Origin of the sequence: Streptomyces sp. NPDC056480, assembly GCF_042795405.1 — a bacterium.
Taxonomy (GTDB): Bacteria; Actinomycetota; Actinomycetes; order Streptomycetales; family Streptomycetaceae; genus Streptomyces.
This window is the reverse complement of the sequence record NZ_JBHTSA010000184.1, coordinates 1-11,435: the sequence shown is the minus strand read 5'-3', so window position 1 is coordinate 11,435 and position 11,435 is coordinate 1. Positions and strand designations below refer to the sequence as shown.

Annotated in this window: 11 protein-coding genes and 2 tRNA genes; 9 read left to right on the top strand and 4 right to left on the bottom strand. The window is 69.4% G+C overall.

The window, feature by feature from the left end; translation table 11 throughout:
- Window positions 1-20 precede the first annotated feature (20 nt).
- Window positions 21-1,481, bottom strand: coding sequence for an amino acid permease (locus ACFQ79_RS38590; protein WP_383592557.1), 1,461 nt, complete (start codon window positions 1,479-1,481; stop codon window positions 21-23).
- A gap of 196 nt (window positions 1,482-1,677) precedes the next feature.
- Between ACFQ79_RS38590 and ACFQ79_RS38585 the strand changes: the two genes are divergently transcribed.
- Complete coding sequence (locus tag ACFQ79_RS38585) at window positions 1,678-2,172, top strand: ribose-5-phosphate isomerase (protein WP_383592554.1); 495 nt, start codon at window positions 1,678-1,680, stop codon at window positions 2,170-2,172.
- A complete protein-coding gene (locus ACFQ79_RS38580) occupies window positions 2,172-2,981 on the top strand; it encodes an Fpg/Nei family DNA glycosylase (RefSeq protein WP_383592551.1) in 810 nt (269 codons plus the stop codon). Before ACFQ79_RS38585 ends, ACFQ79_RS38580 begins: the two co-directional genes overlap by 1 nt.
- 78 nt (window positions 2,982-3,059) lie before the next feature.
- On the opposite strand, the gene ACFQ79_RS38575 is transcribed toward ACFQ79_RS38580, so the two are convergent.
- Window positions 3,060-4,289, bottom strand: a complete 1,230-nt coding sequence (locus ACFQ79_RS38575; protein ID WP_383592548.1) for a GNAT family N-acetyltransferase — start codon at window positions 4,287-4,289, stop codon at window positions 3,060-3,062.
- 106 nt (window positions 4,290-4,395) lie between these two features.
- Between ACFQ79_RS38575 and ACFQ79_RS38570 the strand changes: the two genes are divergently transcribed.
- Window positions 4,396-5,541 (top strand): PP2C family protein-serine/threonine phosphatase, encoded by a 1,146-nt coding sequence (locus ACFQ79_RS38570; protein ID WP_383592545.1) that lies wholly within the window; start codon window positions 4,396-4,398, stop codon window positions 5,539-5,541.
- 156 nt (window positions 5,542-5,697) lie between these two features.
- On the top strand, window positions 5,698-5,892 hold the full coding sequence (locus ACFQ79_RS38565) for a hypothetical protein (RefSeq protein ID WP_015033610.1): 195 nt from the start codon (window positions 5,698-5,700) through the stop codon (window positions 5,890-5,892).
- 53 nt (window positions 5,893-5,945) lie between these two features.
- On the opposite strand, the gene ACFQ79_RS38560 is transcribed toward ACFQ79_RS38565, so the two are convergent.
- Window positions 5,946-6,401, bottom strand: coding sequence for an amphi-Trp domain-containing protein (locus ACFQ79_RS38560; protein ID WP_383592542.1), 456 nt, complete (start codon window positions 6,399-6,401; stop codon window positions 5,946-5,948).
- Between the two features lie 153 nt (window positions 6,402-6,554).
- Window positions 6,555-6,628: transfer RNA gene (locus ACFQ79_RS38555), tRNA-Gly, on the bottom strand.
- Window positions 6,629-6,760: 132 nt separating this feature from the next.
- Here ACFQ79_RS38555 and ACFQ79_RS38550 point away from each other — a divergent pair.
- From ACFQ79_RS38550 to clpX, 5 genes are all read left to right on the top strand, one after another.
- Window positions 6,761-6,837: transfer RNA gene (locus ACFQ79_RS38550), tRNA-Pro, on the top strand.
- 171 nt (window positions 6,838-7,008) lie between these two features.
- On the top strand, window positions 7,009-8,394 hold the full coding sequence (gene tig, locus ACFQ79_RS38545) for a trigger factor (RefSeq protein ID WP_383592539.1): 1,386 nt from the start codon (window positions 7,009-7,011) through the stop codon (window positions 8,392-8,394).
- A gap of 240 nt (window positions 8,395-8,634) precedes the next feature.
- Window positions 8,635-9,252, top strand: a complete 618-nt coding sequence (locus tag ACFQ79_RS38540) for an ATP-dependent Clp protease proteolytic subunit (protein ID WP_383592536.1) — start codon at window positions 8,635-8,637, stop codon at window positions 9,250-9,252.
- Between the two features lie 61 nt (window positions 9,253-9,313).
- Window positions 9,314-9,976, top strand: a complete 663-nt coding sequence (locus tag ACFQ79_RS38535; protein ID WP_187624635.1) for an ATP-dependent Clp protease proteolytic subunit — start codon at window positions 9,314-9,316, stop codon at window positions 9,974-9,976.
- A gap of 156 nt (window positions 9,977-10,132) precedes the next feature.
- A complete protein-coding gene (clpX, locus tag ACFQ79_RS38530) occupies window positions 10,133-11,416 on the top strand; it encodes an ATP-dependent Clp protease ATP-binding subunit ClpX (protein ID WP_024755522.1) in 1,284 nt (427 codons plus the stop codon).
- Window positions 11,417-11,435: the final 19 nt, after the last annotated feature.

Sequence of the window (11,435 nt, the reverse complement as noted above, 5' to 3'; positions counted from 1 at the left end):
CTCGCGTGGGTGCCCCGGCGCTAGACGCGCTCGGAGACCTCCGTCGCGGCCTCCGTCGAGGCCTTCGTGAACCGCTCCTTGACCAGCGCGATCACGATCACGAGCGCGGCCACGAGCAGCGAGAGGACGACCTGCTCACGGGCGCTGCCGCCGTCGTAGATCATGTAGCCGAGGACGAAGACGATCATGCCGATCGTCGCCCAGGTCAGGTACGGGAAGAGCCACATCCGCACGACGAGCTTCTCCGGCGTCTCGCGCAGGATGATGCCGCGCATCCGCAGCTGGGTCACGCAGATGACCAGCCAGACGAAGAGCGCCACCGCGCCGGAGGAGTTCAGCAGGAACGCGAAGACGGTGTCCGGCCACTTGTAGTTGAAGAAGACCGCGACGAAGCCGAAGACGACCGAGCCGAGGATCGCCGCCACCGGCACGCCCCGCTTGTTGACCTTGGCGAAGGCCTTGGGCGCGTCACCGCGCCGGCCGAGCGAGAAGGCCATGCGGGAGGCGGTGTAGAGACCCGAGTTCAGGCAGGAGAGCACGGCGGTGAGGACGATCACGTTCATGATCTGACCGGCGTGCGCGATGCCGATGGAGTCGAGGGCGGCGACGTACGAGCCCTTCTCGACGATCGACTTGTCGTTCCACGGCAGCAGGGTCAGGACGACGAAGATCGAGCCCAGGTAGAAGACGCCGATGCGCCAGATGACGCTGTTGGTCGCCTTGGTGACGGCCCGCTGCGGGTCCTCGGACTCGCCGGCGGCCAGGGTGACGATCTCGCTGCCCATGAAGGAGAAGACGACCATCAGCACACCGGTGAGGATGGCCCCCGCGCCCATCGGGAAGAAGCCCCCGCTGTCGGTGAGGTGCGCGAATCCGGCGCCCGGGTTGTCCGAGCCGGGCAGCACGCCGAAGACGGCGAGCATGCCGATGACGACGAACGCGCCGATCGCGACGACCTTGATGCCGGCGAACCAGAACTCGAACTCGCCGTAGGAGGCGACGGAGCCGAGGTTGGTGGCGGTGAGCACCACCATCACGATGAGCGCCCAGCCCCACTGCGGTACGGCGGGAATCCAGCTCTCCAGGATCTTGGCGCCCGCGGTCGCCTCGACGGCGAGCACGACGACCCAGAAGAACCAGTAGAGCCAGCCGATGCTGAAGCCGGCCCAGCGGCCGAGCGCGCGGTCGGCGTAGGCGGAGAAGGAGCCGGAGGACGGCCGGGCGGCGGCCATCTCGCCGAGCATCCGCATCACGAAGACGACCATGGCGCCGACGAGAGCGTACGAGAGCAGGATCGCGGGACCGGCGGCGGCGATGCCGGAGCCGGAGCCGACGAAGAGACCGGCACCGATGACGCCGCCGATGGCGATCATCGACAGGTGGCGGTTCTTGAGACCGGCCTTGAGGCCGTCGGAGGAGTGCGGTGCCCCGGGGGTACCGGTCTCCTCGCCGTCCTTCGTCAGGGTCGGTTGCGTGTTCATGAACGCTTCCTTGCGTGTGGGGGGCGCTCGGATCGCGAGCCCGAGCATTGAACACCGGGAACGGGTGTGATCGGAAGACCTCATTCCGGATCGTTGCGTGGACCACTTCGCGAGAGTCGAAGGTCCGTACCAGGCCGGGTGAAGGTCCCGACCCCGCTGCCTGCTACCCGGCCCCGGACATGCCACACTCGGTTTCATGCGCGTCTACATCGGTTCCGACCACGCCGGCTTTGAACTCAAGAACCACCTCGTCGAGTGGCTCACGGCACACGGCCACGAGCCCGTCGACTGCGGTCCCCACATCTACGACGCCCAGGACGACTACCCGCCGTTCTGCCTGCGCGCCGCCGAGAAGACGGCCGCGGACCCGGACGCCCTGGGCATCGTCATCGGCGGTTCGGGCAACGGCGAGCAGATCGCCGCGAACAAGGTGAAGGGGGTGCGCGCCGCCCTCGCCTGGAGCGAGCAGACCGCCGCCCTCGGCCGCGAGCACAACAACGCCAACGTGATCTCCGTCGGCGGCCGGATGCACACGCGGGAAGAGGCGACCAAGTTCGTCGAGATCTTCCTCAACACCCCGTACTCCGGTGACGAGCGTCACACCCGCCGGATCGACATGCTCACCGCGTACGAGAACACCGGCGAGCTCCCCCCGATCCCGGCCCACCACCCGCAGGAGCCGACCGCCTGATGCCCGAGGGGCACACGATCCACCGACTGGCCGCCGACCACCGGGAACGGTTCGGCGGCCGGTCCGTGCGGGTGACCAGCCCGCAGGGCAAGTTCACCGACTCCGCAGCGCTGCTCGACGGCACCGTGCTCGACACCACCGAGGCCCACGGCAAGCACCTCTTCCTGGGCTTCGCCGGCATGGGCTGGGTCCACATCCACCTGGGCCTCTTCGGCAAGGTGAACTTCGGGGACGCGCCCGCCCCGCCGCCCACCGACACGGTCCGGCTGCGCCTCGCGAACCCCGAGTCGTACGTCGACCTCCGCGGCCCCACCACCTGCGCGCTGATCACGGACGCCGAGAAGCGGGCGATACACGACCGACTCGGCCCGGACCCGCTCCGCGCCGGCGACGACCCCGACCGCGCCTGGCGCCGCGTCTCGACGTCCCGCACCACCATCGCCGCGCTGCTCATGGACCAGAAGGTCATCGCCGGCGTCGGCAACGTCTACCGCGCCGAGGTCCTCTTCCGGCACGGCATCGACCCCTACCGCGCGGGCAGGGACCTGACCCGCCGGGAATGGGACGCGATCTGGACGGACCTGGTGGAGCTCATGCGCGAGGGCGTCCGGCTGAACCGCATCGACACGGTCCGCCCCGAGCACACCCCCGAGGCCATGGGCCGCCCGCCGCGCGTGGACGACCACGGCGGCGAGGTCTACGTCTACCGCCGTGCCCACCTGCCCTGCCACCTCTGCACCACGGAGATCCGCACGGCGGACCTGGCAGCCCGAAACCTGTTCTGGTGCCCGGGCTGCCAGCAGCGCTAGACGGCGCGCCCCGCTAGGGAGTGCCTTGCCGGTCAAGCCGGGCCCGCGGCCCGATCCGGCCTGATCGACAGGACACCCCTAGAACCCGTGCGGCAGCCACGGCGCGACCGGCGACCCGAACGCGACGGACGCCTCCACCAGGGCCCCCTCCCGCAGCTCCCGCACCCGCCCGGCCCCCGCCAGCGAAGCCAGCGAGATCCCGCCCAGGTATGCCGCGCCCAACTCCTTTACGGACAGCGCCAGATCCGCCGGATCCGAGGTCCGGACGCAGGTCGCGCCCTTCTGGTCCCCGACCAGCCGCCACCGCCCCTCGTTCCACGGACAGAACGCGTCCTCGACCTCGAACACCACATCCACCGGGGCCTGATACGTCCGCGCCTCCAGCGCCGCGCCCACCTCGACGAGCCGCAGATGCAGCGCGTCCCGCAGATGCGGCGCGCAGCGCCGGATGTCGCTCACCAGGTGCTGCCAGCCGTCGTCCACCGGCCGGCTGAGGATCCGTACCTCCGAGGTCAGGTCCACCGAGCAGAGGAACCGCCACAGCGCCGCCTCCGCCGCCGGGTCGAGACCGAACAGCCGGTGCACGATCACCGACCCCGCCGCCCCCGTGAACGACCAGTCGGGCTTGATCGCGTAGTGGGCGTACCCCACGACCTCCCCGTCCCGCTCGGCGAGCACACAGAGCCGCGGCGACGCGCCCTCCCGGTCGCCCGGCGGGTCGATCAGCGCGAGGCGCTCCCAGCCGGGCATCGAGGCGAGCATCCCCGGCCGCGTGGGCACGAGGCGCGCGTACACGGCCTCGCACGCCGCCGAGGACTCGGTGGGATCGGCCTGCCGGAGCCGCACCTCGTCCGTGCCCTCCGGCACCGTGAGCCGCACCCGCGTGGTGTCGATCGTCGCCCGTGCCGTGTACGCGGTCAGGCCGTACCCGAACCGCCCGTAGATCTCCGGCTCCGAGGCCGTCAGCACCGCGATCGACTCACCGGCGGCCCTCAGGTCGTCCAACTGCCGCCGCATCATCGACGTCAGGATCCCGCGCCGCCGGTGCGTACCGGCCACGCTCACCATCGTCACGCCGCCGGCCGGGACCGACGCCCCGCCCGGCACCGTCAGCCGGAACGTGAACGCCCCCGCCGTGCCGACACACAGGTCACCGTCCCAAACACCCAGAGAACGGTCGAACTCGGTCAGGTCCCGCCACAGCTGTCGTTCCTCCGGAGCCTCGGGCACACCCCCGAAGGCGAGTTCGAGGACTCCGTACCAGCGGTCCCACTCGGTCGGGTCGAGAACCCGCAGTTCAGTAGTCATATGCCATCGATATCAGCGGCGCCCGCCCGGGGCGACCCGATTTCGCGCACATTGTCACAGGGGTACCCCTGCGCGATGTCGGACGGGATGGATAGGGTCCAGGCCAATGGGACACCGCGGCGGAGTGAAGACGTACGCGGCCCGGATGCGCCGACGCGCCCGCCGGGCCCGCATCGCGCTGCGCAGATCCGGCGTCGACTACTTCCGCGGGGACGGCTCCGACTGGCTCGCCTTCGCCGGACTCCTGCTGATGATCCCGGCGATCGCCTTCGGCACGATCCTCGACCCGGTCTGGTGCGCCCCCGCCGCCCTCGTGCTGCCGATCGTCGCCGGCGGACTGCTGCTGCGCCCCGCGAGCCTGCTCGGTCTCTACGCGGCCGCCGCCGGCGCCCTCATCGTCGAGTCCATCGTCCTCGGCCCGTACACCCAGGGGCCCGCGCGCGTGACCCCCGGCACCGTCCTGGTCGTCGCCGCCTGCGGGCTCTTCGGACTGCTCATCGCCCAGTTCCGGGCCCGGGTCGGGGTGCCCTGGCGGCGCGGCGGCACCATGCTCTTCGACCTGCGCGAACGCATCCGCGTCCAGAGCGCCCTGCCGCGGCTCCCGCAGGGCTGGCACCGCGAGATGGCCCTGCGCCCGGCCGGCGGCCAGTCGTTCTCCGGCGACTTCGTGGTCGCCGCCCGCACCCACGGCGGCCGGACCCTGGAGGTCGTCCTCACCGACGTCTCCGGCAAGGGCATGGACGCGGCCTCCCGCTCCCTGCTGCTCTCCGGCGCCTTCGGCGGACTCCTCGGCTCGCTCCCGCCGCACGGCTTCCTGCCCGCGGCCAACGGCTATCTGCTCCGGCAGAACTGGGACGAGGGCTTCGCCACCTCCATCCACCTCGTCCTCGACCTGGAGTCCGGCGACTACGAACTCTTCTCCGCCGGCCACCTGCCCGCCCTCCAGCTGCACGCGGGCAGCGGACGCTGGGAGGAGAAGGCCGCCGACGGGCCGCTGCTCGGCGTCTACGACGGCGCCGAGTTCCACCCGGACAAGGGGTCCCTGCGCCCCGGCGACGTCCTCATGCTCTTCACCGACGGCCTCGTCGAGGCCGCCGACCGGGACATCGCCGAGGGCATCGACCGCCTCACCGGCGAGGCCGACCGCTGCGTCGTGGAAGGCTTCGACGGCGTCGCCTGGGACCTGATCGAGGCCGTCGCCAAGGACGTCAACGACGACCGCGCGCTGCTGCTGATCTCACGCCGCGCCTGACCCGCGTCCGCCCCGGCGACGTGATCTTGTCCACGACGATTCGTCACCAGGCAGCGGGGGCAGGGGGGTTGGTGGCACGATGGAGACAGCGGGGGGTGTTCCGGGACACGGGCTCCCTGGTGGGCAAGGCGGGACCGACCGAGGGTGTGATCAGTTGTGGCCATTTCACTGTCTGTGGTGTTGCTGTTGGCAATCATCCTGGTGGTGCTGATCCGCGGGGGGAACCTCAAGGGCGGTCCTGCCGTGGTCGCGGTCCTCTTCGGCTTCTTCCTCGCCTCCACCGGCATGGCCGACGACATCCAGCGCTTCCTGGACTCGATAACGCAGACGGTCGCCTCGATAAAGTTCTGAGACGGATCCCGGGAAGCCCCTGAGGGGTCAACCCGGGAAAGCTCCGGGACGGCTCAGGCCGCGGCGGTCGCGGCCGTCCCGCCGGGCTTCGCCGCCGCTCGCTTCGTCCGCCGGCCGCCACCGGAGGCCGACGCGGGCCCGGCCGCCGTCTTCCGCGACGCCCGCTTCGCCGGCGTGGCCGACTTCGCCGCCGTGGTCTTCTTCGAGGCCCTCGCCGGCGTGCTCTTCGCCGTCGTGCCCTTCGCCGGCTCGGACGGCTTCGCGGGCGCGCTCTTCCGGGCGCGGCCCGTCGGCCACTTGAACTCGATCTCCAGCTCGATCTCCCCGTCCGACACCTCGAATTCCAGCTCGCAGCGGAGCTCGTCGGGGATGCGCAGGCTCAGGGTCCCCGCCCCCAGCTCCAGCTCGGCCTCCCCGCCCTGACGCAGGGCGGCGGCGAGGGCGGTCAGTTGATCCGCGGCCTCGGCGCGGGACAGCGAGCGCTTCTGCTCGAACTTCAGGTCCTTCATGGACGGCCTCCGGTGCGGAGAAGGACGGGGCTTGATCTCAGCCCAGTCTGCGGCCGTCCGCCCGACCCGGCATCTCGCACGGTCCGGGGACACCTCGTGAAACGCCTCGGGGCCGGTCAGGAGAATGAAGTCTCCTGACCGGCCCCGAGCACATGGAGCGGGTGACGGGAATCGAACCCGCGTAGCTAGTTTGGAAGACTAGTGCTCTACCATTGAGCTACACCCGCACAGCATCGCGCCGCAGGTCACGAGGACCGCGGCACGAAGAGCATGGTAGCGGTTCCGGGGCCCTTCGCGCACACCCGATAAACAGGGGGCGCCGCACAGTCCCCGTCCATGTACCCTACGTGTCGCACCGACGGGGTGTGGCGCAGCTTGGTAGCGCGTCCGCTTTGGGAGCGGAAGGCCGTGGGTTCAAATCCCGCCACCCCGACCATGACGATCACGCGCACAGCTCGCGCGCTCTTGATCACGTTGTGGGCGTCATCCCGCTTGCGGTTACTATGCAAGCTGCGTGCCCGTGTGTCTTTCTGACCGGGCCGACCCGCCGGAACCGCCACACGCGGCGCCGGTGGATTCCAGGAATCAGCCACAAGGAGACCGAACCGTGAAGAGCGCCGTGGAGACCCTGAACCCGACTCGGGTTCGGCTCACTGTCGAGGTGCCCTTCGAGGAGCTCAAGGACAGCCTCGACGCGGCGTACAAGAAGATCAACCAGCAGGTCACGGTCAAGGGCTTCCGTAAGGGCAAGATCCCGGCTCGCGTGATCGACCAGCGGTTCGGCCGCGGCGCCGTGCTGGAAGAGGCCGTCAACGACGCGCTCCCGAAGTTCTACACCGAGGCCGTCAACGAGGCCGAGGTCAACCCGCTCGGCCAGCCCGAGGTCGACATCACCGAGCTGAAGGACGGCGAGCTGCTGGCCTTCACCGCCGAGGTCGACATCCGCCCGACGCTCGAGATCCCGGACTACTCCGGCATCGAGGTCACCGTCGACGCGGTCGAGGTCACCGACGAGGACGTCGAGAAGTCCGTGGAGCAGCTCCGCGAGCGCTTCGCCTCGACCTCCGCGGTCGAGCGCGCCGCCCAGGACGGCGACGTCGTCACCATCGACCTCGAGGCCAAGGTCGAGGGCGAGGTCCTGCCCGACGGTGTCGCGAGCGACGTCTCGTACACCATCGGTTCGGGCGAGCTGCTCGACGGCATCGACGAGGCCGTCAAGGGCCTGGAGGCCGGTGGCGAGGCCACCTTCACCTCGCAGCTGAAGGGCGGCTCCGCCGAGGGCAAGGACGCGGAGGTCACCGTCAAGGTCACCGCCGTCTCCGCCCGTGAGCTCCCCGAGCTCGACGACGAGTTCGCGCAGATGGCGTCGGAGTTCGACACCCTCGACGAGCTCAAGGCCGACAGCCGCAAGCGCCTCGAGAACATGAAGCAGTTCGACCAGGCCACCCAGGCCCAGGAGCGCGTCCTCGACGAGCTCCTCAAGCTGGTCGAGGTCCCGATGCCCGAGAAGCTTCTCGAGGACGAGATCAACACCCGCAAGCACAACCTGGAGCACCACCAGCTCGGCCAGATGGGCCTCGACCTCGCGAAGTACCTGGAGATCCAGGGCAAGACCGAGGAGGAGTTCCTGGCCGAGACCAAGGAGCAGGCCGAGAAGGGCATCAAGACGCAGTTCATCCTCGATGAGCTCGTCAACAAGGAGAAGCTCGACGTCTCCCGCGAGGAGCTCACCGAGCACCTGTTCCGCCGTGCCGCCTCCTCCGGCATGAGCCCGGACCAGTTCGCCCAGGCCGTGGCCGAGGGCGGCCAGGTTCCGATGCTCGTCGGCGAGGTCGCCCGCGGCAAGGCCCTCGCGGTCGTCGTCGAGGCCGCCAAGGTCCTCGACACCAACGGTGAGGTCGTCGACCTCTCCGACGACGAGGACGAGGTCGAGACCGCCGCCGAGGCCGTCGAGGCCGTCACCGGCGAGGCCGAGGTCTCCGAGGACAAGTAAGGGGCCCTCCGCCCCGCGCGGACCCCGCTCCACGGGCCCGTACGCACTCCAGTGCGTACGGGCCCGTGGACGTACGAGGACCCGGCCATGCGCCCCCAACTACCTTGCGCTCCCAGCGAACAGTTCGGGAACCGGGATGGCGTTGTCCTACCTGCGCGTTAGGGTCCATGAAGAGAGGGCAGTGCCCTCGGTACGAGACGCTGAGACGGCCCTGGCCGTCGGAGACGAGCAGGTGGATACGTGACGAATCTGAAGCCTTACGCCGCGGGTGAGCCGTCCATCGGTGGCGGCCTCGGCGACCATGTCTACAACCGGCTGCTCGGCGAGCGGATCATCTTCCTCGGCCAGCAGGTCGACGACGAGATCGCCAACAAGATCACCGCCCAGATGCTCCTCCTGGCCGCCGAGCCGGACAAGGACATCTACCTGTACATCAACAGCCCCGGCGGCTCGGTGACGGCCGGCATGGCGGTCTACGACACCATGCAGTTCATCCCGAACGACGTCGTCACCATCGGTATGGGCATGGCGGCCTCCATGGGCCAGTTCCTGCTCACCGCCGGCGCCCCCGGCAAGCGTTTCGCGCTGCCGAACACCGACATCCTGATGCACCAGGGCTCCGCCGGCATCGGCGGCACCGCCTCCGACATCAAGATCCAGGCCGAGTACCTGCTCCGCACGAAGAAGCGGATGGCCGAGATCACCGCGCAGCACTCCGGCCAGACCGTCGAGACGATCATCCGTGACGGCGACCGCGACCGCTGGTTCACCGCGGACGAGGCCAAGGAGTACGGCCTCATCGACGACATCATCACGCACGCCGCAGGTGTTCCGGGCGGCGGCGGCACGGGCGCCTGAGCCCGTCCGCCCGCCCCAGAGCCCCAGCCCACCGAACGCCACCAGGACGGTGAACACCCAGATGCAGAACAACCTCTCCGCGAGCGGCCTCTACACCGGCGCGCCGATCGACAACCGCTACGTCGTGCCGCGCTTCGTCGAGCGCACCTCGCAGGGCATCCGCGAGTACGACCCGTACGCCAAGCTCTTCGAAGAGCGCGTGATCTTCCTCGGCGTGCAGATCGACGACGCCTCCGCCAACGACGTCATGGCGCAGCTCCTGTGCCTGGAGTCGATGGACCCGGACCGCGACATCTCCATCTACATCAACAGCCCCGGTGGCTCCTTCACCGCGCTGACGGCGATCTACGACACGATGCAGTTCGTGAAGCCGGACATCCAGACGGTCTGCATGGGCCAGGCGGCCTCCGCCGCGGCCGTGCTGCTCGCCGCCGGCACCCCCGGCAAGCGGATGGCCCTGCCCAACGCCCGCGTGTTGATCCACCAGCCGTCCGGCGGCACCGGCCGTGAGCAGCTCTCCGACCTGGAGATCGCCGCCCGCGAGATCCTGCGCATGCGCAGCCAGCTCGAGGAGATGCTGGCCAAGCACTCGTCGACGCCGATCGAGAAGATCCGCGACGACATCGAGCGCGACAAGATCCTCACGGCCGAGGACGCCCTGGCGTACGGCCTGGTGGACCAGATCGTCTCGACCCGTAAGAGCACGGCCTCCGCGGAGCGCTGACGCCCGACCTTCCCCTGGCACGGCCCGTGTGGCCGAATCGCGACCATGTGAACCGTGCCAAGGGGGGCCCGAACGGGGGGCCCGGCAAGGTACCGTCGAATATGAGGCACCAGGAGTCGCTGAACCAAGCGCTCCCAGGCGAAGGGGAAGCACCTCGTGGCACGCATCGGTGATGGCGGCGACCTGCTCAAGTGCTCGTTCTGCGGAAAGAGCCAGAAGCAGGTGAAGAAGCTCATCGCGGGACCCGGTGTGTACATCTGCGACGAGTGCATCGACCTCTGCAACGAGATCATCGAGGAAGAACTCGCGGAGACGAGCGAGGTGCGCTGGGAGGAACTCCCCAAGCCCCGCGAGATCTACGAGTTCCTCGAGGGGTACGTCGTCGGGCAGGAGCCCGCGAAGAAGGCCCTCTCGGTCGCGGTGTACAACCACTACAAGCGCGTCCAGGCCGGCGAGAACGGCGGCGGCGCGGGGCGGGACGACGCCATCGAGCTGGCGAAGTCCAACATCCTGCTGCTGGGCCCCACGGGCTCCGGCAAGACGCTCCTGGCCCAGACGCTGGCGCGCATGCTCAACGTTCCGTTCGCCATCGCCGACGCGACGGCGCTGACGGAGGCCGGCTATGTCGGCGAGGACGTCGAGAACATCCTGCTCAAGCTGATCCAGGCGGCCGACTACGACGTCAAGAAGGCCGAGACCGGGATCATCTACATCGACGAGATCGACAAGGTCGCCCGTAAGAGCGAAAACCCGTCGATCACGCGCGACGTCTCCGGCGAGGGCGTGCAGCAGGCCCTCCTGAAGATCCTGGAGGGGACGACGGCCTCGGTCCCGCCGCAGGGCGGCCGGAAGCACCCCCACCAGGAGTTCATCCAGATCGACACGACGAACGTGCTCTTCATCGTGGGCGGCGCCTTCGCCGGCCTGGAGAAGATCATCGAGTCGCGGGCGGGCGCCAAGGGCATCGGTTTCGGGGCGACCATCCGCTCCAAGCGCGAGATCGAGGCGAGCGACCAGTTCCAGGAGGTCATGCCGGAGGACCTGGTGAAGTTCGGGATGATCCCCGAGTTCATCGGCCGCCTCCCCGTCCTCACCTCCGTCCACAACCTGGACCGCGAGGCGCTCCTCCAGATCCTGGTCGAGCCGCGGAACGCCCTGGTGAAGCAGTACCAGCGCCTCTTCGAACTCGACGGCGTGGAGCTGGACTTCGACCGCCCGGCCCTGGAGGCCATCGCCGACCAGGCGATCCTCCGCGGCACCGGCGCGCGAGGCCTGCGGGCCATCATGGAGGAGGTCCTTCAGTCGGTGATGTACGAGGTCCCGTCCCGCAAGGACGTGGCCCGCGTGGTCATCACGGCGGACGTCGTCCGCAACAACGTGAACCCGACGCTGGTCCCGCGGATCGTGAAGAACGACGGCAGGCACGAGAAGTCGGCCTGAGCGGTACGGACATGGAAGG